Origin of the sequence: Streptomyces sp. GMY02 (assembly GCF_019056675.1) — a bacterium.
Classification (GTDB): Bacteria; Actinomycetota; Actinomycetes; order Streptomycetales; family Streptomycetaceae; genus Streptomyces; species Streptomyces odonnellii.
Genome location: NZ_CP077658.1, coordinates 1,100,770 through 1,125,299, shown reverse-complemented (window position 1 = coordinate 1,125,299; position 24,530 = coordinate 1,100,770). Strand labels below are relative to the sequence as shown.

21 protein-coding genes are annotated in these 24,530 nt (G+C 69.4%); 2 read left to right on the top strand and 19 right to left on the bottom strand.

Going from position 1 to position 24,530, the window contains the following annotated elements:
* Positions 1 to 29: 29 nt before the first annotated feature.
* Complete coding sequence (locus tag KQY30_RS04640; protein ID WP_217305680.1) at positions 30 to 1,298, bottom strand: NAD(P)/FAD-dependent oxidoreductase; 1,269 nt, start codon at positions 1,296 to 1,298, stop codon at positions 30 to 32.
* 57 nt (positions 1,299 to 1,355) lie between these two features.
* On the opposite strand from KQY30_RS04640, the gene KQY30_RS04635 reads away from it, so the two are divergent.
* Positions 1,356 to 2,165 carry an IclR family transcriptional regulator gene (locus KQY30_RS04635; protein ID WP_217305679.1) on the top strand — a complete coding sequence of 270 codons (810 nt, stop codon included), beginning with the start codon at positions 1,356 to 1,358 and terminating at the stop codon, positions 2,163 to 2,165.
* 11 nt (positions 2,166 to 2,176) lie between these two features.
* On the opposite strand, the gene KQY30_RS04630 is transcribed toward KQY30_RS04635, so the two are convergent.
* From KQY30_RS04630 to KQY30_RS04605, 6 genes are all read right to left on the bottom strand, one after another.
* Positions 2,177 to 3,766 (bottom strand): ethanolamine ammonia-lyase reactivating factor EutA, encoded by a 1,590-nt coding sequence (locus KQY30_RS04630; RefSeq protein ID WP_217305678.1) that lies wholly within the window; start codon positions 3,764 to 3,766, stop codon positions 2,177 to 2,179.
* 4 nt (positions 3,767 to 3,770) lie between these two features.
* Entirely contained in the window at positions 3,771 to 4,511 is a 741-nt protein-coding gene (locus tag KQY30_RS04625) for a class II aldolase/adducin family protein (protein ID WP_217305677.1), read from the bottom strand.
* On the bottom strand, positions 4,511 to 5,668 hold the full coding sequence (locus tag KQY30_RS04620; protein WP_217305676.1) for a Rieske 2Fe-2S domain-containing protein: 1,158 nt from the start codon (positions 5,666 to 5,668) through the stop codon (positions 4,511 to 4,513). The genes KQY30_RS04625 and KQY30_RS04620 overlap by 1 nt, the downstream gene beginning before the upstream one ends.
* Positions 5,658 to 5,996, bottom strand: a complete 339-nt coding sequence (locus KQY30_RS04615; protein WP_217305675.1) for a hypothetical protein — start codon at positions 5,994 to 5,996, stop codon at positions 5,658 to 5,660. Before KQY30_RS04615 ends, KQY30_RS04620 begins: the two co-directional genes overlap by 11 nt.
* Before the next feature lie 2 nt (positions 5,997 to 5,998).
* Positions 5,999 to 7,087 (bottom strand): cupin domain-containing protein, encoded by a 1,089-nt coding sequence (locus KQY30_RS04610; RefSeq protein ID WP_217305674.1) that lies wholly within the window; start codon positions 7,085 to 7,087, stop codon positions 5,999 to 6,001.
* A gap of 86 nt (positions 7,088 to 7,173) precedes the next feature.
* The gene (locus KQY30_RS04605; protein WP_217305673.1) at positions 7,174 to 8,133 is read right to left on the bottom strand and encodes an ABC transporter substrate-binding protein; all 960 of its coding nucleotides are present in this window, start codon (positions 8,131 to 8,133) and stop codon (positions 7,174 to 7,176) included.
* On the opposite strand from KQY30_RS04605, the gene KQY30_RS04600 reads away from it, so the two are divergent.
* The gene (locus tag KQY30_RS04600; RefSeq protein WP_157877339.1) at positions 8,132 to 8,308 is read left to right on the top strand and encodes a hypothetical protein; all 177 of its coding nucleotides are present in this window, start codon (positions 8,132 to 8,134) and stop codon (positions 8,306 to 8,308) included. The two genes, KQY30_RS04605 and KQY30_RS04600, sit on opposite strands and share 2 nt — an antisense overlap.
* On the opposite strand, the gene KQY30_RS04595 is transcribed toward KQY30_RS04600, so the two are convergent.
* The 12 genes from KQY30_RS04595 to KQY30_RS04540 form a co-directional block, all read right to left on the bottom strand.
* The gene (locus tag KQY30_RS04595) at positions 8,289 to 10,172 is read right to left on the bottom strand and encodes an iron ABC transporter permease (RefSeq protein ID WP_217305672.1); all 1,884 of its coding nucleotides are present in this window, start codon (positions 10,170 to 10,172) and stop codon (positions 8,289 to 8,291) included. The two genes, KQY30_RS04600 and KQY30_RS04595, sit on opposite strands and share 20 nt — an antisense overlap.
* Positions 10,169 to 11,344, bottom strand: coding sequence for an ABC transporter ATP-binding protein (locus tag KQY30_RS04590; protein WP_217305671.1), 1,176 nt, complete (start codon positions 11,342 to 11,344; stop codon positions 10,169 to 10,171). Before KQY30_RS04590 ends, KQY30_RS04595 begins: the two co-directional genes overlap by 4 nt.
* 152 nt (positions 11,345 to 11,496) lie before the next feature.
* Complete coding sequence (locus KQY30_RS04585) at positions 11,497 to 12,468, bottom strand: PDR/VanB family oxidoreductase (RefSeq protein WP_217305670.1); 972 nt, start codon at positions 12,466 to 12,468, stop codon at positions 11,497 to 11,499.
* 6 nt (positions 12,469 to 12,474) lie between these two features.
* Entirely contained in the window at positions 12,475 to 13,149 is a 675-nt protein-coding gene (locus KQY30_RS04580; protein ID WP_217305669.1) for a 4-carboxy-4-hydroxy-2-oxoadipate aldolase/oxaloacetate decarboxylase, read from the bottom strand.
* Positions 13,146 to 13,826, bottom strand: coding sequence for an RraA family protein (locus KQY30_RS04575; protein WP_254406943.1), 681 nt, complete (start codon positions 13,824 to 13,826; stop codon positions 13,146 to 13,148). The genes KQY30_RS04580 and KQY30_RS04575 overlap by 4 nt, the downstream gene beginning before the upstream one ends.
* A complete protein-coding gene (locus KQY30_RS04570; protein ID WP_217305668.1) occupies positions 13,823 to 14,527 on the bottom strand; it encodes an RraA family protein in 705 nt (234 codons plus the stop codon). The genes KQY30_RS04575 and KQY30_RS04570 overlap by 4 nt, the downstream gene beginning before the upstream one ends.
* Positions 14,524 to 15,576 (bottom strand): hypothetical protein, encoded by a 1,053-nt coding sequence (locus tag KQY30_RS04565; RefSeq protein ID WP_217305667.1) that lies wholly within the window; start codon positions 15,574 to 15,576, stop codon positions 14,524 to 14,526. The genes KQY30_RS04570 and KQY30_RS04565 overlap by 4 nt, the downstream gene beginning before the upstream one ends.
* A gap of 6 nt (positions 15,577 to 15,582) precedes the next feature.
* On the bottom strand, positions 15,583 to 16,581 hold the full coding sequence (locus KQY30_RS04560) for an amidohydrolase family protein (RefSeq protein ID WP_302185361.1): 999 nt from the start codon (positions 16,579 to 16,581) through the stop codon (positions 15,583 to 15,585).
* A 389-nt stretch (positions 16,582 to 16,970) separates the two neighbouring features.
* Entirely contained in the window at positions 16,971 to 19,838 is a 2,868-nt protein-coding gene (locus KQY30_RS04555; protein ID WP_217305666.1) for a discoidin domain-containing protein, read from the bottom strand.
* Between the two features lie 131 nt (positions 19,839 to 19,969).
* Positions 19,970 to 21,670 carry a hypothetical protein gene (locus KQY30_RS04550; RefSeq protein ID WP_217305665.1) on the bottom strand — a complete coding sequence of 567 codons (1,701 nt, stop codon included), beginning with the start codon at positions 21,668 to 21,670 and terminating at the stop codon, positions 19,970 to 19,972.
* A gap of 978 nt (positions 21,671 to 22,648) precedes the next feature.
* On the bottom strand, positions 22,649 to 23,593 hold the full coding sequence (locus KQY30_RS04545; RefSeq protein ID WP_254406942.1) for a carbohydrate ABC transporter permease: 945 nt from the start codon (positions 23,591 to 23,593) through the stop codon (positions 22,649 to 22,651).
* A complete protein-coding gene (locus KQY30_RS04540) occupies positions 23,590 to 24,480 on the bottom strand; it encodes a carbohydrate ABC transporter permease (RefSeq protein ID WP_254406941.1) in 891 nt (296 codons plus the stop codon). Before KQY30_RS04540 ends, KQY30_RS04545 begins: the two co-directional genes overlap by 4 nt.
* Positions 24,481 to 24,530: the final 50 nt, after the last annotated feature.

The following is a 24,530-nucleotide window of genomic DNA, read 5'->3' as shown; positions in this document are numbered from 1 at the left end:
AGGTGGTACGCGCCATGGAGCGGTGCCCGTTACGCAGGGGTGCCGGGCTCCGCGTCCAGCCGGCGGCGCACCTCGTCCGGCGGCAGGCCGATCCCGAAGCGGGCCACCGATTCGAGCAGCGCGGCGCGTCGGCACCAGGCGCGGGCCCGCTCCGGATCGGCCGCGACGGCCCGCAGCTCCTCGTGGTTGGCGCGCCGCTTGGCCTCGTCGCGCTCACTGATCCGCTCGGTGTTGCGCTTGGTGTCGGCCTGGACGTACTCCACGGCCACCCGGCGCCGCACCTCGGCGAACGCCGCCAGCTCGGCCTCCTCGTCCGCGCCGTCGAGAAGGACGCGCGCGAGCCGGCGGGAGAGGTCGACCGCGTCGTGGATACCGCTGTTGAGGCCCACTCCGCCCAGCGGACTGTTGATGTGCGCCGCGTCGCCGATCAGCGCGCACGGCCCGGCCACGAACGACTCCGCGACCCGCTGGTGGACGTGGTAGATCTGATGGTCACCGATCTCGTAACCGCCGGGCAGGGGCGCTATGCCCTGGAGCCGGCTCTGCATCTCCGCCGGATCGGTGGCACTCTCGTACGTCTGGCCGGGCGGCACCGGATACACCGCGCGCCAGGACTCCGGTGTGCGCAGCAGGAACAGCCACTCCTCCGGATCGGCCACATAGTTGACATCGGCGATGTCGGGGATGAGCGCCCGGAAGTCGGCCGAGGTGCTCGCGATCAGGAACCGCTCCGGGTAGGTGAAACCCCGGAACTCCACCCCCAGCAGCCCCCGGGCCGTACTGCTCGCGCCGTCGGCGGCCACCAGGAAGCAGCCGCGCAGACTCACACCGCCAGCCGCTCCCCGCCCCTCCACGATCACACCGTCACCGCTCGTCCGGATCGCGGTGGCCTCGATGCCGTAGTGCAGTGTGGCGTTGGGCTCGTCCGCAAGCCGCTCCACCAGCATCCGCACCAGGTGCTGCTGGTTGAGCTGAAGCCGGTGCGGAAACCTCGTCTCGTCCTTGAGCAGGGTGAAGTCGAACTCGGCCACCATTCCGGCCCGGCGGTCCCGGTACTGGTAGCGCGGTACCGTCAGCCCCTCGGTGTGCATCTGCGCCGCCAGGCCCAGTCCGTCGAGGAGTTCGAGGGTCGGCGGATGGAACGTCGACGCACGCCAGTCGGTACGCGGCTCCGGCTCCCGCTCGATGAGGTGTACCCGTACACCCGCCCGGGCGAGGGCCCAAGCCGCGGTGACGCCGACGGGGCCGCCACCCAGGATCAGCACCGGCAGCCCACGATGATTCGACACGAATGTCATAGCCCAAACCTTAGTGATTATTCCGTGCGCCGAAAGAGTTGACGCTACTATTCCGATATGAAGAACTCAGTCCGCGATGAACCCCACCCGGCCGGCCCGTACTCCCCGCAGTCCGGCCTCTCATCGGTCGACAACGCCCTCCAGTTGCTGCATCTCATCAGCGAGCGCCGCGCGCTGCGGGTCGCCGAGGCCGCCGACGATCTGGGTGTCGCCCGCTCCACCGCGCACCGGCTGCTGACCGCGCTGCGCCGCCAGGGCTTTGTCACCCAGGACAAGCCGAACGGTGTCTACCGGCCCGGCCGCGCGCTGCTGGAAATCGGTCTCGCCGCCATCGGCCGCGTCGACATCCGGCACGCGGCCAGGCCGGTACTGGAAAAGCTCAGCGAGGACACCCGCGAGACGGTCAGTCTGCTTCTGCTGGAGGGGAATTCGGTCCGGTTCATCGACTGTGTCGAGGGCTCCCGGTCGGTGCGGGTCGCCACGCGTACGGGCATCGTCCTGCCGGCGCACTGCACGGCCGGCGGCAAGGCGATCCTGGCGGCACTGCCCGCCACCGATCTGGGCCGCCGCTACCCCACCCGGCAGTTGGCCACCCGTACCCCCAACTCCATCGCGAACTGGGCCCAGTTGGAGACCGAGCTGGACGAGATCCGTGAGGTCGGGTACGCGGTGAACTTCGGCGAGGGCGAGAGCAGCATCTGCGCGGTGGGTATGGCGATCTACGATCTGATCGGCTACCCGCTCGCGGCGATCGCCGTCGCCGTACCGCACTCCCGGCTGGAGACGGCCGGCCAGGCCAGGGAACTGGCGCCGCTGCTGCTCGAAGCCCGGCTGTCGGTACGGGACGCGCTCAACGAGACGGCCTGAGCCGAGTGTGTTCATAGCGAGAACACCATCGACTTGAGCGAGACCGGTACGGTCCCGGACTTGGGCAGCACCGCGCCGATGTCCACGAAGTGCAGGTCACCGACCGCGATTCCGTCGACGGAGATCACCGGCACCCTGACACCCTGGTCGTACAGGATGCCCCCGACGGTCCTGGCGATATCGCCCTCGAAGAGCAGACACAACGGCCCGCCCGCCTCGATCCGCTCGCTCAGACCCCGCCGTATGCCCTCCACGAAGGCATCGAGCCGCGGGAAACTCGGCAGCCCGCTCCACCGGAACGCGAACACCACCGCGTCGTCCGGGCCGGTGCCGGAATCGGCGAGAGCCCGCCCGACGGCGGCCTCGACCGATCGCGGATCGACCGTGTCGGGCAGTTCGACCCCGGGCCGCACCACCCGCAGATTGTGCAGGGGCAGCAGGCCCGGATCGTCGATGTGAATGGTGTTCCCGCTCACCTGCACGGTGTACTGGGAAGCCCCGAGCACCGTCGCCCTGATCGCCCGGCCGGTGTCCTCCACCGGGCCCGGCAACCGGTCCGCCCGCTCGGTCAGCGCCCGGCCGAACAACGCGCCCAGATCACCGAACTCCCTTGATTCACGGCCGTAGAGATACTCGGCGACCCCGCCGGAGAACACCACGGCGTCATACGGACCCCGCTCGGCCAGTGGTCCGGTGAGCCGTGTCCAGTCGAGGCCGTCGAGCGGTGCGGGCACTCCATTGACCTCGGCGAGGACGGTGTCGGCCATCAGCGCCGCCACCTCTCGCAGTTCGGCCTCCCACACCCGGTGACCCAACGCCCAGTCCAGACCCAGCGCTTTGGCCAGCCGCCGGCCCGCGGGTTCCAGTCGTACGATCCGTCCGTCGCCGTCCACGACGATCAGCCGCGCGCCGAGATGCAGCGCACCGGTCGCCAGGACCCGGCCGGACTCCGACACCGACAGCTTGGTGGTGCCGCCGCCGATGTCGATGTTGAGGACCCGTGAGTGATCGCGCGTGCTTCTGGCCACCGCGCCCGAACCGTGGGCGGCGAGTGTCGCCTCCATGCCGTGGCCGGCCGTGGCACAGATGAAACGCCCCGTCCTGGCGGCGAACAGATCCGCGATGGCGCGGGCGTTGTGGCGGCGGGTGGCCTCACCGGTGAGGATGACCGCCCCGGTGTCGACCTCGTCGGCCCGCACCCCGGCGTCCAGGAACGCCGCGTCGACCAGGGCCGTCAGACGCTCCTCGTCGATGCGGCGGCCCTCGGCGTACGGTGTGAGGGCGACGGCGGACTCATGGAGGATCTCCTTGCCGACCACCCGGAAGGCGCTGGACAGTTCGCGTCCCATGCGCCGCAGGGTGAGCCGGGAGAAGAGGACCTGGCTGGTGGCCGAGCCGATGTCGATTCCCACACTGGTGAGGACGATCCGATCGCGCTCCCACAGCGGATGATCCGGATCGTCGGCCGCGATGGTCACACCGTGGTCATGGTCATGGTCGTGCCTGTGCCCGTGATTGTGGTCCTGGCCGCCAGGGGTGCCGGTGTGACCGTGGTGGTGGTGACCGGGGAGGTGTGCCCCGGTCAGGGCGCTGTCGGACATGATCTCACCCCTCCTCGGCCCCTTCTTCGGCGAGGCGCCGGTAGAACCGCCACGCCGAGTCGATCAGCTCCTGCCGCGTCCTGCCCGTACCGACGATCTCCTCGTACTCGGCCTGCTCGATCGGCCTCGGCTCCCCGAGCAGCCGCGCCCGGTAGTTCAGTTCGGCCAGCTCGCTCAGCTTGATGACATTGAGCGCCGCCTCCTCCGGACTCGCGCCCACCGCCGTCACCCCGTGCCCGCGCATCAGGCACACCGCGCCCGATCCCAGCACGGCCGCCAGCTCATCCCCGAGCTCCGGAGTCGTCACCAGCACACTGCGCTCGAAAGTGGGCACGCCCCGGGCCAGCAGCCGCAGCGCGTACGGGTCGTACGCGCCGATCACCGGCAGCAGCGGCACATCGCACACACCGAACAGCACCGGCGTCAGCGGATGCACATGCGCCACGCTGGTGACATCGGGGCGCGCCCGGTACACCGCGAGATGGATGGCGAGTTCCCGGGGCGGCTCAAGACCCGGCGCGGACGAGCGCGGTGTCCCGTCGGGATCCACCACTACGACATCCTCCGCGTCGGCGAACCGCAGACCGGACTCCGCGCGCCCGCGCGCCTTGACCGCGACACTCCCGTCGTCCAGCAGCACACTGATGTGCCCGGCCGGTTCGCGGGTGAGTCCCATGCGCCCGAGCACACGGCAGGCCGCGGCGACCCGTTCGGCCGCCGCGCCGTGCCCGGCCGCGGACGTCATCACACCCGGCCCTCGGCCACGGCCACCCTGGCCTGTCCCCGCGACACGTCGAAGGTCACCACGGCCCGCTCGGGATCGCGGATCAGCGCCATCGGATCCTGACCGGCCTGGACCAGCTCGATCTGCTGCCGCAGCAGCCTGCGGTACATGGCGATGCCCTTGTCCTCGGCGCCCAGCATCTCCTTGGTGCGGTCGTAGACGGCGCCCTGGGTCTCCCACGCCATCCGGTCCTGGCTGGTGAACGTGTTCATCGCGTGGTCGCCGTCCTCGGTCATCTCCGAGGGGACCCGCACCACACTGGGCTCCTCGTCGTGCACCCGCTCCTCGCCCGGCTTGTCCGGCAGCAGCCCGGCCCGGATGAGCATGGTGTGCTCGTCGTCGACCGGCACCCGCCAGTGCATCGCCTGCAACGGGCCCTCGGGCAGCCGCAGGATGTTGGGGAACACCAGCGGATGCCCGGTCTCCTCCTCGACCCCGCCGGCGGTGTCGCGGTAGACACGGCGCTTGATGATGCCCCACTCGAACTGCTCGAAGGAGTACTTCTCGATGGGCCGGTAGTAGTAGCTGCCGCGGTCGATGCCCTTGAGATGCATGGTGTGTCCGTGCAGCCAGAAGGTGTGCACGGTGTCGACGGCGTTCTCCATCGGCTGGAGCCAGTTGCACTGGAGGTCCTGCTCGACGAAGAGCGTGAGATGTCCGTCGCGCCGGTCGAGCACGTCCCACCGCGGCAGTACGGGCGGCTCGCCGGGGCCGAGATAGGCGAAGAGGATGCCGCGGTAGGCGCGTACCGGATAGGCGGCGATCCGGGCGCGCTCGCGGGCCCGCCGGTTCTCCTGCTCGAAGGGCTGCTCCAGGCACTGGCCCGTACTGTCGTACTTCCAGCCGTGGTACGGACAGCGGATCTCGCAGCCCTCCACGAAGCCGTAGTACAGCGAGACCCGCCGGTGCGCACAGGACTCCGCGACCAGGGCGTAGGTGTTCTCGTCGGTCAGATACAGCACCAGGTCCTCGCCCAGGACCCGGACGCGCTTGGTGCGTTTCCCGGGGGAGAGATCGGCGCTGAGGGCGACGGGCTGCCAGTACCGCCGCAGCAGTTCGCCCGCCGGGGTGCCGGGGCCGACACGTGTCAGAAACTCGTTCTCGGCTTCACTGATCATGCTGATGCTCCTCTTGGTTCCGCAGTGCCTGCCGCAGCATGGCGGCGACCCGCCGCCGGAGGTCGTCGCGCTCCCCGGTGCCCCGTGCGGCCCAGGTGTCGATGAGCCGGTGGAGATACGGCGCGGCGTCCGCGTCCGGGAGGGTCTCGATGAGCGGCTCCAGGTCGCGTTCGAGTTCCTCCAGGTAGTCCCAGGTCCTGTCGTCGGCGGGGGACCAGCCGAGCCGTGCCTGGAGCGCGTTCAGATAGCTCCAGAAGTCGACCGACAGCGTCGGGACGTCCGCCGCGGGGGAGAAGTCCTCGTCGAACGGCCGTTCAAGGCTGATCATGGTCAGCTCGTCCGGCGCGCGGCCCGGTCGTAGACCTCCGCCATCCGGCTCTGCGCGCCGTGCCGGGCCAGCTCTGCTTCGAAGGTGGCGCGTACGGAGGGGTCCTCGTCCCGGTACTCGATCTGGTCGCCGCCCTCGGTGGTGGGACGGTCGATCAGGAACTGCTTGAACAGCGGGTACTTCTTGCTCCCCCAGCGCAGCGCCAGGTAACGGGCGGGCGTGGTACCGGTGTTGAAGTGCTGGTGGAACCAACGCTCGGGCGGCACCACGATCGAGCCCTGCCGCCAGTCGACCTTGCGCACCGGCTCGCCCTCCCGCCACAGCAGCGAGAAGCCCGTACCACCGAGGATGATCACATGGGCGCCCGCGTTGTGCCGGTGTGCCTTCTTGTACGTACCCACCGGGAACTCGGAGACATGGCCGCACAGGCTGTTGTCGGCGATCTCCAGCATCACATTGCTGCCGCCGGCGCCGCGCGCGGCCCACGACTTCAGCTCGATCCGCGCGGCGTCGGGGATGAACCTGCTCTCCCAGACCCGGGACTGATAGGCGGTTCCGGCCCCGCTGAAGTCGTCCTTGTCCGAGCCGAACCGGTCGGTGAAGTCGAAGTCGCAGTCGTAGATGAACGAGCGGTTGTGGAACATCCGCATCACCAGCGGGGCGCTGGTCACGGTGTAGAAGCGGGCCGGTTCGGCACCGCTGCCGTTGAAGTGCTGCGCGTACGCGTTGAGCGGTACGGAGAACACACTGCCCGCGTTCCACTCGAAGGTCGTCCGCGCCCCGGCCGCGTTCCACACCGTGGTCGAGCCCCGTCCGGAGACCACATAGGTGATCTCCTCGTAGAGATGGCGCTCGGGCGCCATCTGGCCTCCCGGGGCGATCTCGATGATGTGGGCGTCATTGACGTCCTCGGTGCCCTCCAGCCGGGCGACCGCGGCCCGGCAGCCCCGCCGCGCCCAGTCGCCCAGCTCGACGGTGCGCAGGTCCTCGATGAACAGCCCCTCCACGACCTTCAGACCCTCGTCCGTCAGCCACTGTTCATAGGCCGTCGGGCGTTTGATCGTGGGCAGCTCGGTTTCGGCCACGGTCATCTCGTCTCTCCTTGTACGCGGTTTCACAGTGCGCCGGCGCCGATTCGTGCTGGGCCGGACAGGACCTAGGGTCCGAACGAGAGGCCCTAGTTGCTGCCGATGAGGCTTTTGATCAGATCCGTGGCGTCCTTGACACCTTTGGTCAGGAACTCCCAGGAGTTCGCGTCGAAGTAGTCCTTGCCGTCCTGCGGGACCTGCCAGTCGGGCAGATCCGACGGCGGCTCGACATCGGCGCGGGTGCTGATGCTGCCGTACGCGTCGTTCCACGCCTTGTTGCCGTCCGGGCAGGCCAGCCACTGAGCGAGCAGCTTGGCGGCGTTCGGGTGCGGCGGCTTGTCGGAGACGGCCAGGAAGCCGAAACCGCTGGTGGTCTGGAGCAGATCGGGCATGACCACCTGGATCGGCAGCCCGTCGTCGACCGCGGTGTCGACATCGAGCTGGCCGAGCCCCAGGGCGATCGGGTACTTGCCCTTGGCCAGATCGTCGGTGCCCTGGCGGGAGTCGGTGATCAGGACCGGCTTCTGGTCCTTGTAGAGCCGCTTGACGAAATCGTCGCCGTAGCCGGGCGCGGCCTGGAACATACCGACGTTGTAGATCGCGCCGCCCGGACTCCGGGGGTCGATCGTGGCGATCTTGCCCTTCCACTTCGGGTCGAGCAGATCCTTCCAGGTGGTGATCTCCTTCGGGTCCACCTGGTCGGTGTTGACGACGATCGGCACGGTGACATACCGGCTGATGCTCAGAATCGACTTGTCGGCGTCCACGAACGGGACGGTCCCGCCGCGCCACGCCTGCGTCTCCAGCTCCGCGGGGGTCAGGATGCCGGTCAGCGGAGCGATCCAGTTCTGCGCGTGGTAGGTGTTCGCCATGGTGTCGGCGCCGCCGACGAAGACATCCTGGGAGTAGATACCGGCCTGCCGCTCCGACTGGAGCCGGGCCGCGTTGTCCTTGCCACTGGTGCCGATGTAGTCGAGTTTCATTCCGTACGTCTGCTGGAACGCCTGCGGGAGCTTCTGGCGCACGGTGTCGGTGGGCGGGCCGGACATGACGGCCGTGCCCTCCTTCTTCGCCGCGGCGGCCAGCGAGCCCGAGGGATCCGGGCACTGGGCGCTGATGTCACCGGGCGCGCTGCCTCCGGCAGCGGTGTCCGAGCCGTCGCCGCACGCGGTCGCGGCGAGCGCCAGCGCGGCACCCGCGCAGATCAGCTTCCAGTTCTGGTGAGCGATGAATCTTCTGATGACGCACCTGCTTTCATAGCGGGGAGGGGTGACGGCGGGGTACCGCGGGTCACCCGGATACGGCGTCCCGGCTTCGACGCGCGCAGCCGGCGGCCGCTCAGCGCCCGGGACAGCAGCGCCACCCCGACGGTGAGCGCGCTGATGAGAACGCCCAGCACAGAGGCCTGTTCGAGCACGCCGCTGGTGCTGTATTCGAGGAGGAGGATCGACAGCGGCCGTGAGTCGTTGCTGCTGAGCAGGACGACCGTACTGACATCGCTGACGGCGGAGTGGAAGGTGAGCACCCCGGCCGCGGCCACGGACGGGCCGAGCAGCGGGAAGAGGACGTAGGTGTACGCCCGTACCGGAGTGGCACCGCAGATACGCGCGGCCCGGTCCAGATCGGGGCTCACCTGGAGGATCGCGGCCTTCAACTGCTGCGTACCGGTGGCCATATGGCTGATCACCAGCGCGATGATCAGGCCGAACAGATTGCCGTACAGCACGGTGCGCAACGGGGTGCCGAGATACACCCAGAGCAGTCCCAGGCCCAGCAGCATTCCCGGTACGGCGGCCGGCAGCCAGGCCATCACATCGACACCGCCCCGGGTGGGCAGTTCGCTGCGGACGATGACGAAGGAGATGACGAAGTAGACCAGCACACCGACCAGGGTGGCGATCAGTCCGATGACCAGTGTGTTGCGCACCGACGACGCGAACAGGTTGTCGTGGAAGAGCGCGGACCAGTGTTCGGTGGTGAAGGGGTTGGTGAGCTGGAAGAACCCGAACCGGCGCATGAACGAGCCCAGGACGATCGCGCCCAGCGGCAGCACCACGGTGATGACGACATAGAGCCAGAGCACCCCGGCGATCGCCCAGCGGCGTATCCGCCCCAGCCGGATCGGCTCGTCGTTGTAGGTGTGAGCGCCGACGGTGACGTAACTGCGGCTGCGTACGGCGAACCGCTGCATGATCGCCAGCATGATGAGGATCGGGATGAACACCGAACCCAGCGCGGTCGCGGTGCCGAACTGCGGGGGAGACGACTGGAGCCAGTTGTAGATCTGCGTCGAGTAGACGTTGAGCCCGATCGGGGTGCCGAGCAGCAGCTCGATCTCGAAGGTCTTCAGCGAGTAGACAAAGCTCAGCAGGGTCGCGGCGATGATGGCCGGACGCATCATCGGTACGGTGATGCTCACCAGGGTGCGCAGCCGGCTGGCACCGCTGATCTGCGCCGCCTCCTCCATGGACCGGCTCATCCTGCGGAACGCGGGCACCAGCAGGATCACCATGATGGGCACGGTCGTCGCGGTGAGATGGGTCCAGATGATGCCCCAGTAGCTGTAGATGTTCAGCGGCCCCTGGGTGATGTCACCCAGCCCCGGCACCATCCTGATCACCTGGTTGACCACACCGTTGGCCGGGTCGAGCAGCAGGATCCAGCCCAGGGTCATCGACAGCGAGGGAATGAAGAACGAGAACCACAGGAACACCTCGATGACCTTGCCGCCCGGCATGTCGGTGCGCGCGATCAGCCAGGAGATCACCGTGGCGATCACCATGCCCAGCAGCACCCTCGGCACACCGAGCCGCAGTGTGTTCCAGGCGGACTCCCACATCGCGCCATTGGCGAAGGCCTGCCGCCAGTTGTCCAGGCCGTAGGTGGCGGGATCGCCCGGGTCGGCGACATTGAGGCTGTTCAGCAGGAGCAGGGTGATGGGGACGACGGTGACCGCGGCCACCAGCAGCAGTACGACCGTACCGGTCACCCGGGAGCCGCTGGAGCGCCGGGCCTTGACCAGTCTCCGTACCGGACCCGGCAGCGGCTCGACGGCGTCCGGAGCCACCGGCGGCAGGACCCCGCTCACAGCGGCCACACCATCGCGCGCTGCGGGTCGACCTCGACGACCACCGCGTCACCGGGCTGGTGCACCACCCGGCGCGGTGCGCTGAGCAGGACGTTCGACCCGGCGATGTCCAGTACGTACTCGAAGCTGTCGCCGAGGTAGACCGAGGACAGCACCCGTGCGGCCACCTGGTTCGGCGCCGGCTCACCCGGTCCCGCCGGCTTGATGTCGACGTCCTCGGGCCGGAGATACACCCCGACCGCGTCGCCGTCGGCCAGCTCCGCGGGTATGTCCGGGCCGACGACCTCCCCGGCCCGCTCACCGCCGCCGCCCAGCAGGACCCGGCGCCGGGCCGGGTCCCCGGCGAGGACGCCCTCGACGACGATGAGCCGGCCGAGGAAGTCCCGTACGAACGCGGTCTTCGGGTGCTCGTACAGGTCCATCGGCCGCCCGACCTGCTCGACCTTGCCCTTGTTCATCACCGCGAGGCGGTCGGCCAGGGACAGCGCCTCGTCCTGGTCGTGGGTCACGAAGAGCATGGTGATGCCGAGTTCGCGGTTGAGCCTGCGGATCTCGCGCCGCATCTGGATGCGCAGCTTGGCGTCCAGATTCGACAGCGGTTCGTCGAGCAGCAGCAGATCCGGGGTGTAGACCAGCGCCCTCGCCAGCGCGACCCGCTGCTGCTGGCCGCCCGAGAGCAGGGTGGCCGGCCGGTCGGCCAGCGCTTCGAGACCGGTGACCGCGAGGATCTCCTCGACCCTGCGCCGCCGTTCGGCCCGCTTCACCCGGCGCATGCGCAGGGGAAAGCCCACATTCTGTGCGACGGTCATGTGCGGCCACACCGCGTAGGACTGGAAGACCATCGCGATGTTGCGCTTCTCCGAGGGCAGGAACGTGCCCTGTCCGGCATCGGCGAGCGCCCGGTCCCGCATGAGGATCGAGCCCTGGTCGATCTTCTCCAGGCCCGCGATCATCCGCAGCGAGGTGCTCTTCCCGCAGCCGCTCGGCCCGAGGAGGGCGAAGATCTCGCCCCGCTTCACGTCGAGGTCGATCTGGTCGACAGCGACGACATCGTTGAACTTCCTGGTCACACCGGACAGCCGGAGCTGTACGGCGGGCTCACCGGAAGCCTCGTCCACCGGGCCAGTGATCCGGCCCGCGAGGCGGTCCGGTGTGGTCGCCCTCATCGACATCCTGCACTCCTCGGATCAGTCCTGGTTGACGCGACCTTAACCAGGAATACCTCATAGAGAAATATCTGTTCTCTAAGTTCTTTGATGTGGAATATGGACCGTGGGGGGGACTGATGTGCGGGGGCTGACAGGGGGCACTGGAAGACGTGCTGTCAGAGGTCAAGTGCCAGCAGCCCGGAGGCCGCACGGCCGACGCAGATCATCATGGTGTCGCCGCGCTCGCGCTCCTCGTCCGAGAGCACGGTGTCGTGGTGTTCCGGCACACCGGCGAGCACTTTCGTCTCGCACGAGCCGCAGTAGCCCTCCTCGCAGGAGAACGCCACATCGGGCACGGCGTCGCGGACCACATCGAGCAGGGTGCGCTCCGGTGGCACATCGAGCGTCACACCGCTGCGGCGCAACTCGACCCGGAACGGGCGCGCGTCCGTTGTGCTGTGCGCGTCGCCGCCCGGTGGCGCGGTGAAGCGCTCCACATGCAGCGCGCCCGGCCTGGTGTCCGTACAGGCCTCGGTGACCGCCCGGACCATGCCCTCAGGACCGCAGCAGTACACGGCACTTCCCGGAGGCGCCGCGCCGACGAGATCCGCGACCGGCAGCAGGCCCGCCTCGTCCTGCGGTACGAGATGGACACGCTCGCCGCCGATGGCCGACAGCACCCCGGTGAACGCCATCGCCGGCCGCGAGCGCCCGCCGTAGTACAGCTCCCACGAAGCACCGGTCGCGGCGGCCCCGCGGACCATCGCCAGTATCGGTGTGACACCGATGCCACCGGCGAGGAAGAGATAGTGGGGAGCGTCGACCAGGGCGAAGTGGTTGCGCGGGCCCCGGACTTGGAGCATCCGCCCGACCAGACCGGAGTCGTGCACCTCCGCCGACCCGCCGCGCCCGTGCTCCTCGCGCAGTACGGCGACGGTGTACGAGCGGGAGTCGTCGAGGGGGCCGCACAACGAGTACTGGCGGACCGTGCCGCTGGGCAGGCGCAGATCGATGTGCGCGCCCGGTGCCCACGGCGGCAGTTCACCGCCGTCCGGATCGACCAGCCTCAGCGATACGACTCCGGTGGCCTCCAGGCGAACCTGCTCGACCAGCAGGTGCCTGGCGGCGAGAGGGTCCAGATCGTTCATGGCGGCTCAGTCCGTGCCGGCCGGTCGGAAACCGTAGATGTCCAGGGTGAGTTCGCCCCCGGCGATCCGGTCCAGATAGCCCGCCTCGGCCGTCTCACGCGCCCGGCCGCGCTCCACCACCGCCGCCACCGACGCCCGCGGGATCACCACCACACCGTCGGTGTCGGCCACCACCAGATCGCCCCGGCCGACGGTGGTGCCGCCCAGTGTGATGGGAGCGCCGACCGTGCCCGGGTCGTCCTTGACCGTCGTACGCACCGCGATCGCGGAGCTGAAGACCGGAAAACCGCGCTCGCGCAGCCGGTCGGCGTCCCGTACACCCCCGTCGATCACCAGACCCGCCACCCCGCGCGCCTGCGCGGCCGCGGTGAGCACCTCGCCCCAGTAGCCGCAGGCAACCTGGCGCCCGTCGACGACCAGCACATCGCCGGGCTCCGCCTGTTCGAGCGCGAGGTGGAGGGGCAGATTGTCGGCGGGCGCGGTGGACACCGGCAGCGCCCGGCCGGCCACGGCGGCTCCCGGCCACACCGGCCGGATACGCGGCGGAAGGAAACAGTCCAGCTTGGCCGCCTCGTACAGCGTCGCGGTCCCGAGCCGCAGGAGTACGGCGGAGTCCGGTCCAGCGGTGTCGGTGTCGGCTGTGTCGGTAGGGCCGGTGGGTCCGGTGAGATCCGTCGTCATACCTGGTTCCTCTGCAGCAGGTGGTAGCCGTGGGCGGCGCGCGCCTCGGCCAGCGAACGGCCCGCGAGCACGTCGTCGACAATGCGTGCCTCGCGCTCATGGATGGTGTGGCAGATCTCCGCCACCTCGTCCTCCACATCGGGCGGTACGGTCACCGCGCCGTCGGCGTCCGCGATGACGAGCTGGCGGGGCGCGATCCGCACCCCGCCGACACTCACCGGGCACTGGACGTCCCGTACCTCGACCCGGTCCTTGCCGGTGCGCATGTAACGGCCGCGGCTGAAGAGCGGATAGCTCACATCGAGCGCTCGCCGCACATCACGGCACACACCGTCGATCACCGTGCCCGCGATACCGCGGTCGCTCGCCATCGCGGTGAGGATGTCGCCCCACACCGTGCAGTCGGTACGGCCGCCGTTGTCGAGCACCGCCACATCGCCGGGCCGCATGTCGTCCAGGTAGTCGCCGACCGTACCGGCCGGATGTCCGGCGGCGACGTACGAGACGGTGTAGGCGCGGCCGAAGATCCGGGCGCCGTCGAAGAGCGGGGCGATACCGGACAGACAGCCGTCCCGGCCCAGGCGGTCGAGGGCGTCGGAGACGGTGGCGGTCGAGTATCCGTACAAGGGGTGCGCCGGGCCGTTCGCCGGCTCGGGGCCGGTGGGTTCGTGGGTCACGAGCCGGACTCCTCGGGTGTGTCGGTGGTGTCGGTCGTGGGAAATCGGCTGTCGTGCATGACCTCGGAGACCGGCCGTCCCGCGGCGACCGCGTCGGCCATGGCCGCCTCGCGGGCGACCACACGCTCGGCGAAGGCGATCACACGCTCGGCGTCGGCACCGGGCACGAAGACGACCCCATTGCCGTCGGCGACCACATAGTCGCCGGGGCTCACGGTGATGTCGCCGAACTCGACCGGCTCGTTCATCGCGTACTGGACGACCCGGCCGCGCGCGCTGACGGGCACCACGGCCCGCGCGAAGACCGGCAGTCCGAGTCCGGCGCTCTCGCTCGCGTCCCGGCACGCGCCGTCGACGACCACACCGGCGATGCCCCGGGCGAGCGCGGCGCGGCTGAGAATCCCGCCCCAGCAGGACACGTCCGGACGTCCGTGGTTGGCGATGACCAGCACGTCGTCCGGGCCCGAGAGATCCACAGCGGCTGCGGCGACATGGTCGGCGGGCCGGTCGGACCGGCGCGGGCCGACGGTGACCGTACGGACCAGCCCGGCGACGACACGCGGCACCGGCCAGACCGGCCGGGGCCCGAGCACCACCGTCGACAGGCCGTACGCGTCGAGCGCGTCCGACACGGCACAGGAGTCCAGCGCCCGCAGCCGCTCCACCAGGGAGGGCGTCCGCGCCCCGTCCGGCGCCGTCATGACCGATCCTTACGGGCGTCTGCCGTAGCGGTGTTCTCGTTCTGCCAGGTCATGAACGCCATCGCGCACCCGGTGCCCGCCTCCGAGCGGTAGCACGGTTCGTACCCCACCAGTTCGGCGGTGAGCGAGGACGCCTCCAGGGCGCCCGCCACCACGATCCAGTTGCGCATCTCCGAGGTCCCGGACCGCAGCACCGCGTCCGGCAGCGACCGCAGATGGTCGCGGTCGCGGGCGGCGAGCGCGGCGAGAAACGCCCGGTCGAGTTCCTCGTCCACAACGAAGTGGCTCAGTCCGCCGGACGCCACGATCCCCACCCGCAGCGGCGCCGGGAAGTCGCGGATCGCCTCGCCCAGGGCCACACCGAAGTCGTAACAGCGCGCGGCCGACGGCGGGTTGGGCTCCCAGAAGGTGTTCACGAAGACCGGTACGGTCGGCGGTGTCTCCCCGCCGCCGAGCACCTGCTCGAAGACAAAGCCCCAGCCATGCGGAATGCCCGAGTTGCCCCACTCCCCGGGCGGCAGGGCCCGGGACGCGGCCGGGTCGAACCCCGCGGCCGAGGTCCGCTCGACGAGATGCCGTGCCAGCGCGGAGTGTCCGGGCCGTACGGTGCTCGTGGCCGGCACATTGGCGACCTCGGCGATGGCCAGCCCCGGCTTCATCCCGTCCAACTGCTCCTGGGTGAACGGCTCGTGCCGCATCGTGTCGCCCCAGTAGAAGGCGAACTGCGGCAGCAGCTCATCGCCGAACACCTCCTTGTGGTCGCTGCTCACCACTACCAGCACATCGACCCCGGCCGCCTCGATCCGCCGGCCCAGCTCCTCGATGTCCTCGCGGCAGGCCGTGTGGCGGCGACGGCGTACGCCGAGCTCGCACTCGGCCGCGAACCCCGGCGCGCGCAGCGCCAGCAGCGCGTCGTACGGATACTCCGCACCGCGGTAGACCAGCGCCCGGTTGGCACGGTCCGCCGCGGCCCGCAGCCCCCAGTCCTCCGGCGGCGTGTTCAGCAGCGGGCCGTGGGAGGTGCCCACGCCCAGTACGAGGTCGCTCACGCCGCCTCACACCTCCAGCCGGAACAGCTCGACGGCGTTCGTCTCGAACAGCGCCTTCCTGTCCTCGCCGGTCAGCCAGTCGATGTCCTCGATGAGCAGATGGATGTCATCGACCCAGCGGCCGGTCTCCGGGTCCTTCACCGAGCCGGTCCCCGGCTTCTCCGTACCGAACAGACAGCGGTCGACCCCGACGGTCCGCAGCAGGAACTCGATCGAGTCGCGGGTGTAGAGGCAGGTGTCGTAGTGGAGACGGCGCAGCCGCTCCTCGAAGGTCGTGCCCGCCCGCAGCGCCGCCGGGTAGAAACGGCCCTTCTGGTACGGGACGGCCCCGCCGCCGTGCGACACGACGATCTTGAGCTCGGGAAAGTCGTCCAGCACGGTGGACTGGAGCAGCCCGGCCACCGCCAGGGTCTCCTCCTGGACGAAGTGGAGCGAGTAACTCTCCCGGGACGGGGGCCGGCAGGCCGCCGAGTGGATGATGGCCGGCACGTCCAGCTCGCAGAGCGCCTCCCACACCGGGTACCAGAAACGGTCGCCGATGGGCGGCGGCTGCCGCAGCCCCTCGTACGGGTCGGTGTTCAGGGTCGCCCCGACGAAACTCAGGTCCGTGACGCAGCGGCGCAGTTCACGGGTCCAGACGGCCGGGTCGAGGTCCATCGACTGCGGCATGCCCGCGATCCCGCGGAACCGCCCGTCCACCTCGCAGCACAGCGCGATGACGTCATTGGTCTCCGCGGTGAACCACTCGACCAGCTTGGCCGGGGTCTCGCTGTGCATCATCTGGAACGGCCGGGGCGAGATGAACTGGATGTCCACCCCGGCCTCGTCGAGATGCCGGAGATGCGAGATCTTGCCGAAACTCGGGTGCGGCGCGTTGAGCGCCTCCACCACATGCTCCTTCGTCACCCCGGAACGCCCGCGCCCATGGGCGCCGCGATGGGAGAGGAGCCCTGCCTTGTACGCGTACAGCTTGTCGGGGGCGGTGACATGCCCGTGGACGTCGATATAGATGGCGCTGCCCTCCTCGTGACCGGAACGGGCGATGCCCGCCGTGACCGGTGGAGCGGCTGAGCACTCCTGTCCGGGTGTCCAGAACGATAAGGACGGTGCGCCCTATACGGAATAGGTCGCGCGAGAATTCCGCATAGAGGTATATGGGTCTGTTGGCGAGGGGGCCTCGATGCCGGGCCGGGCTCGGGAGGAGGGACAAAAGGTGCGCTGAAGCGCGGACTCCGGCCGGTTGAGCGTCACATTAGGCGACATTTCCGTCCGTGTACCTCCCGCGTACGGACTTCGCCATCACAAAACGGCCACAGCCGATCTCGCCCGGACATACGAAAGCGCCGGACGGGCCGTGTCGGCCCGTCCGGCGCCCGAGGTGCTTCAGCCGTGCGTCAGACCGGTGCGATCCGGTACGTACGGCCCGCCGCCGTCTGTACCGAGATCACCCCGTTCGCCGTGGTGAACGGAACCGCCGCGCCGTTCGTGTCCGTCACGGTGAAGGTGCCCGTCGGCCACGGGTTCTTCAGCCGCAGCGTGCCACCTGCCTCGCTGGTGACCTCGGCATAACTGACGCGGTCGTTCTCCTTCGCGCTGGACACCACGAACGCTCCCTTCTGGCGCAACTGCCAGAAGCTCGCGTTCTTGCCCGCCGGCCAGACCGGGAAGAGGGTGATGATCCCCTGGTCGCTCTGGGCCAGCATGCTGTTGACCGCCTCGGTTGCACCGGACTTCTCGATGCCGTGGAACGAGTCGGCGATCCGCAGGTTCGGGGCGAGATGCGAGTTGATCACCTGCTTGAACCTGTCGATGAGCGACTGCGCCGGATAGCCGACCCGGGCCGCCTGGTTGAACACCTTCGGGAAGCTGTTGTCCTGCCCCCACGAGTTCATGGCGTCGAGGGTGTCCACACCGATCCGCAGCTTCGCCGGGTCCGAATTGACACCGAGCTGGTCGGCGGGCTGGATGAATTCGAGGTTGATGGTGTTGTCACCGGGGTGGATGTCCCGGGTGTCGGAACCCTGCATGGTGCCGGGGGTCGCCAGTGAGTACACCGTCTTGCCGTTGAACACCGTGGTCGGCTGCGCCGGCAGGTTGTTGAGGATGTTCTGCCAGGTGACACGGCGGTCGGCGTCCACACCGAGCTTCTGGCTGCCCGCGATCAGGGTGGATAGGACCTGCTTGAGCAGCCCGATGTCGGCGGACGAGTTCTGGCCCCAGGTGCCCTCGTGCGGACCGCTCCACATCGAGTAGCGGCCGGCCGAGTCGCGTTCGAGATAGCTCTCGAAGAACTGGGCGACCTGGCTCAGGAAGGGATACGCCTTGGTCCTGAGGAACGTGGTGTCCTGGGTGTACTCGTAGTAGGACACGAACTGGGAGGCGGAGAACAGGGAGTTGGAGACCTGCTGGTGGTACTGGTCGTCGGTGGTCGTGCCGTACGGGCCGATCCCCACGGGGAACAGCACGCCGGCCGGTACCCCGCCGCTCGGGAAGCGCCCGCCGATGTAGTCGGGCTTCACCCGGTTCAGATCCTGCCTGGCCCGGCGCTGTGCCTCGGGCACATACGCGAGGATCGTCTCGTGGAACGGCAGGGACAGCTCGGGACGGTTGCTGGAGTACACCCCGTAGAACGGCGCCTGGGCGTTGTAGTTGAGGTGGTAGTCACCGCTGAACTGCGGGGAGTCCGTGGTGGTCCAGATCCCGTAGAGAGCGGGGGCGAGCTTGCCCGCCCGGCTGGACGCGCCGATGAAGTACTGCGCGGCGTAGTAGTACTTCTCCAGTACGGCGTCGCCGAGTTCGACACCCGACCGCATCCAGTAGTTCTTCCACCAGTCGGCGCGCTGGGTGTCCAGCGTCGCCAGCGAGGCGGTGGTCTGGCTCCGTACCTGCGTCACGGCGTCGTTGTGCGGCGCCGCCGGGTTCTGTCCGCCGCCGCCGATCTGGGTGACGACCCGGACGGTCGCGCCCGCCGGCAGTGTGAACACGGTCCTGGCGGTGGCGCCCGAGACGGTTGGTGCCTGGACGGCGGACGCGCCGAGGACCGTGGTCGCCAGTGCCGCCCGGGACACCCAACGGCTGCCGGAGGCGGTGGCGCGCTCGGCCCACATCACCTGGCCGTCGGCGCCTGCGGTGTTGCTGTAGGCGGAGTTGGGCGAGGTGGCTCCCGCGTACGCCGACGCCTGGAGCTGCACCGGCTGGCTCCCGGTCGAGGTGATGGCGGTGACCAGGACATTCCTGTCGGCGGCCAGCCAGGTCTTCATCGATACGGGCACGTCGGACAGTGACATCGTTGTCGCGATCGTGCCGTCGACGATGTTCTGTTCCTCGCGGAAGGGCTGCGCCGGCGGGGGAGTGCCGCCGCCGCTCTGCGCGTACAGCTCGATCTGGCCGATCCGGGCGCGCGGGTTCTGTGTCGAGTCGGATGTGGTGCTCTGGGTCGGCTCGGTGATGTTCAGCCGGATGTAGCGGGTCTGTACGGCCGTGATGGACCGGTCGACGACATCGGCGGTGTTGTTCTGCACCGTGTCGACGCTGTTCCAGTTGGTGCCGTCCGTGCTGGTCTGGAACGCCATGTTCTTGGTGTTGAAGGCCGCGTTCCCGGGGCGCGCCGCGTTGTCGTTGCGTACGACATAGCGGGCGACGGTCTTGACCGAGCCCAGGTCGAGGGTGATCCACTGCGGCTTGCCGATCTGGGAGACCCAGCCCTCGTAACCGCTGCCCCACTGGCCGTTGACGGCACGGTCGGGGGTGAAGGACCCCTCCGTGCTGCTCGCGGTCGCCCGTGCGCCGATCGCGAGGTTGTTGCCGGTCTGGGCGGTGGTGCCGGTGATGGTCACACCGCCGATGGGAGCCGGCTTCGGGCTGGGATTGGCGTTCCAGAAGTCCCCCTTGGAGACATAGAACGTCTTGACCCCCGTGCTGCCGCCGGACGTCACTCCGACATCACCGTTTCCGAGCAGAGCGGTGTTGGGCATGCTGTTCGACACCGAGCCCGAGTAGGCCTGGTCGGTCCAGACTCCCTTGATACCGGTCAGCTTGGCCTTGAGGGTGTCCCACTGCTGGGCGGGCGTCGGCGGTCCCGCCGCCAGGGCCCGTACGGACTCGCTCCCGGCGCTGCTGCCGGCCGGTGCGCTCCCGGCCACCGCGCTGCCGGGGATCGCGAGGGGTACGGCGACGGCCAGGGCCACCACCGCCGCGTACCCGCGTGCTCGTGCGCGTCCGGATCCGCGGATCACTCTCCGCGTCGTACTCTCCTGCCCCATTGCGGCTCTCCTTCGAGTCGGGGTCTGTGAGTCGGGGTCGTGCGAGAGGGCGGTACTTGTGTGTGCTTCCGTGCGGTACGGCCGTACGGGGATGCCCGCACGGCCGTACGTTCGATGCCGGGCACCGGCCGCTACTGCGGCCCTCTGGGCAGGCCGAAGCCGATGGCCCGGACGTTCTCCAGATGCCCGTACGGTGTACGGGTCGTCCCGATGTCCTTGCTCAGGGACTCGATACCGGCCTCGATACCGAAGAGCCCGGCGAGGACGGCCTCCGTCACGGCGACGGCGGCGTTGCTGTCCCGGTTCGCCACGCCCCGGCCCGCGACGCGGTAGCCGCCGTCTTCGGCCACCTCCATGGCCTGGCCCCACAGCCCGCCGGAGGTGGCGCGGTGCGCGCGCCGCAGCACCCCGGCCGCGACATCGGTGCGGCCGAGTCGGCACAGACCGAAGGAGGTGGCCCCGGGCCAGGCCGCGAAGGCACCCGCGGCGCCGTGGTCCGGCCGGTCCGAGAGCGGCGCGACCGGGTCACCGGGGTCGAGGGCGCGCATCCAGTCGCCGTCCAGAAGATGTTCGGTGACGAAACGGACCATCTGCTCGCGCTGGTCCGCCGACAGATCCTCGGCCATCTCGGCGGCGACGAGTTCGAAGTCGAGGCAGTGGCCGATGACTTCGTCGCCCTCCGGATGGGAGATCATCCAGCGGCCCTCCCCGGCGTACTGGCCGAGGACGGCGGCGGACAGCTCGGCCGCCTCCGCCTCGGCGAGCGAGGCCTCGGCCTCGGCGCCGATCCCGGCTCCGCTCGCGGTCCCGGTCCCCTGCCCGTCGCCCAGGAGGCGCAGGAGCGCGGCCAGCGAGCGCAGCATGCCGACATAGCCGGCGTTCAGCGAGACCACCGCGTCACGGTAGTTCGGCACACACTCCAGCAGCTCCCAGGCGTCCCGGCCGAAGTCGGCCAGCACACCGCCGCCGAAGGTGGCGCGCAGGGTGCTCGGCCGGAACGCCATCTCCCGCAGATGCTGGAGCACACTGCGCCCGCCCGCGCTCTCACCGAGCAGTGTGAGATCCCCGGTCACGCCCACATACGCCTTGACGGTCCGGAAGAGCGCGTGGTCGTTGGCCGCGTAGTGATTGCCCACCGGCAGCAGATTGCGGGTGTCGAAGGAGTGACAGCGGTCGTACGGCTGCGCCAGCGCGGCCAGGATCCAGCGGCGCAGTCCTTCCGGTTCCAGCAGTGCGGCGGTCCTGGCCCATTCGGAGATGTCCCAGAAGAAGGTGGTGGTGGGACCGAGGCGCGGCCCGCCGGTCAGGAACACCGGGCCGAGCGGACTGACGGTGGTGTTGCGCAGATAGACGGCCAGCAGCGCGCCCAGGTAGTACGTACGGGCGAGGTCCGCGTCCTCGGTGCGCAGGGTCGGCAGATGCCCGGAGAATTCACTGTTGTCCGGCTCGAACGCGCTGTTCCAGGTCCCGCGCCAGCGCTCGGCCACCGCGTCGAACTCCGCCGGGAAGGCCGCCGCGACCGCCGCCGCGTCGCGCGCCACCGTATCGGCCGAGTCGCCGATCTCCAGCACCACACCGAGGACGGTCTCCTCACCCGGCCCGAGTGTGATGTCCCAGCGGGCGTGTCCGCGCGCCCCGGCCGTCCCGAGGGAGCCGGGCGTGTGCGAGAAGGCGTAGGCACTGCGCGCGGCTGACCGGGAGTCGGCGACCGAGACCGTCGCGCCGTCCGTCGTGGCGGTCCAGCGCTGCCCCTCCCACCAGGCCGCCGTCGCGAGCAACGGCCGGTCGTCCAGCAGCAGTTCGGTACCCGCGTCGCCGACGAGGACCGCCACGGTGTGCCAGGTGCCGAGGGGGGAGGGACCGCGGTGCGGTGAGGTGCTCACCCGCGACACGCAGGGCGAGGCGGCCGTTCTCCAGGCCGACCTGGAGCGAGTCGGGGTGGTTGCCGTGCGTGATGATCACCCCGGTCTGCTCCGGTGTGTCCGTACGGACCGAGAACCGGAGGACGTCCCCGTCATCGAGCCGTACCGTACCGATCCGCAGATCGGTGTCCGGCCGTACGGAGTACTCGTCGGTGTCCCCGACCGGCCCGGTCTCACCGGTGGCGGCGCGGCGTACGGCGATCCCGCGGACCCGGCAGACGGCCCCCGGCGCCCGTACCCGCCCGGAGTCCGGCGTCGAGTGGTCGGGCAGTTCCGACTCCAGCAGCATCGGCTCGGAGTCCTCGTCCCGCTGGATCCCCGGAACGCGCGGGCTGCCGAGGCGTACCCACCGCTCCCCGACGGGCAGGAACTGCACCTGGCGCGGCCGGTCCGCCACGGCCTCCTCGCGGATCCGCTCGGTGGTGAAGTAGTCGTGGTGGTGGCCGTCGTTCCACGGAGTCCCGTACAGCCAGCCCCAGTCCACCTCGGAGTGCGCGAAGGGCGCGAGCAACTCCTGCTCCACGACTGCCGTCACGGGCTCCGCCGTGGTGTTGCGCAGGGCGAGCCGCCAGAGCAGCCGGCTGCGCTCGTACCCCATCCTGACCTCGGTGGTGACCGTCAACGCACTGGCCGCCGCTGCCCGCTGGACCCCCCAGGGCGCCCAGCGCAGCCGCTCGGCGGCCGGTACGGAACCGTCGATCCGCAGCGCGCCGGTGTGATAGCCGCCGCTGTACGGGGGGAAGGCCAGCCAGGACAGCGAGGTGAGGTCGCCGTTGACATGGCCCTGGCCCCACTGGTTGCGCAGGGACGGAAGATGGTTCAGCTCAGCACGGCCGGTCCACTCGCCGGCCAGCTCGTCCAGGGCGGGGACGCCGTCGGTCGGGCTGTTCACTTGGACGCTCCTGACATGAGTCCGTGGATGAACTCGCGCTGGCTGACGAGATATCCCACGACGGGGATGACAGCGGCGAGGAACATGATTCCGAAGAGCTGGCTGTAGTCGGTCGAGTAGGCGCCGAGCGAGACATAGATGCCCGTGGTGATCGTCTGTCCCTGGAGCGGGCCGAGGATGAACTGCGGGTTCAGGAAGTCGTTCCACACCCACAGGCCCAGGAAGATCCCGACGGTCGCGGTGGCCGGCCGGACGACCGGGAAGACGATGCGCCACCACAGCCGCAGATCACCCGCGCCGTCCATGCGCGCGGCCTCGATGACCTCGCGGGGGATCGTCCGCAGGAAGCCGACATAGACGAACACGGCGAACGAGAGATAGCCGCCGCCGGCGTTGGACAGGATGAGGCCCGCGTACGAGTTGGCCAGACCGATCGAGCGCAGCAGGGTCACGATCGGCAGCAGCACCACCTGCGGGGGGACCATCAGACCCAGCGCGAACACGGCGAGCAGGGCGCTCCTGATCCGGGGTGTGCGCTCGGAGATGTAGAAGGCCAGCATCGAGCTGAGCGGGACGAGTATGAGGAGCGTCGCCGTGGTGACCAGGATGGAGTTGAGCAGACCCGCCTGGACGAGATGGTCCGGCCTGCTCAGCGCGTTGGTGATGTTGTCGAAGGTGAACGGAACCGGCGGGGCGGCCGGGTTCGAGACGATCTGGTCCTGCGTCTTGAACGCGCTGACGAACGCGACGTACACGGGCAGGATGAACGCCAGTGTGATCAGCCAGGCGCCGACAAGACGGGACCTGCCGCGCGGACCGCCCCGTGCGGCACCGGCGGAGCGGGCGGGCCGGGCCGGGCCTGCCGACGGCGAGGGGCCGGTGGGTATCGCGGTCCCGGCGGACTTCGTGATGCCGGCGGGCCCGGTGGTGGGAGCGCTCACAGGTTTGTCTCCCTTCGGCGCAGCAGCGCGGTGACGCCGTACGACACCACGGCGGTCAGTGCGAGCAGGAACATGGCGATGGACGAGGCATAGCCGAACCGGTTGTCGGTGAAGGCCACGGCGATCAGATAGAAGGCGGTCGACTGGGTCGACTCGGCGGGGCCGCCGCCGGTGAGGACCGCGATCACGTCGTAGAGCTTCAGCGTGGTGATCAGGCAGAGGACCACACTGATCGTGGTGCCGGGCGCGATCATGGGCAGTGTGACATGGCGGAATCGGCCCAGGACCCCGGCGCCGTCCACCCGGGCCGCCTCATACAGCTCCCGCGGTACGGACTGGAGCGAGGCGGTGTAGACGACGGTGGCGAATGCGATGGTGATCCAGCTCACGACCACGCAGACCGAGAACACTGCCAGTTGCGAGTCGCCCAGCCAGGAGACGGGTTCGTCGACCAGGCCCAGCCTGGCCAGCGCACTGTTGAGCAGGCCGTTCTGGGTGAGGATGCTGCGCCAGATGAAGCCGACGATGACCCCGGACAGCACCTGCGGAATGAAGATCAGGGTCCGCATCACCCGGTAGTTGGCCGAGGAGCGGTTGAGGACGATCGCGAGCAGCAGGCCCACCGTGTTGGCGACGACCGTGACGGCCACGACCACGGTCATCGTGAACAGGAGGCTCGACAACAGCCGGTCGTCCGAAAGGAGTTCACGGTAGTTGGCGAGTCCGACGAAGGAACTCCCCGCCTGGAGGGGGTTCTTGTCCGTGAAGCTGAGGAAAAGGCTCTGCAGCAGCGGGTACAGCAGGAACATCCCGTAGAGGACGATCGCGATCCATGCGGCGGGTGCCAGTCCGAGGCTTCTGCCTGCTCGTAGAGATCGTGTGGGCACAGCGTGATCCTTTCTGCCCCGGAGGAGGGCGGGCGGGCTGCGGACTCCGA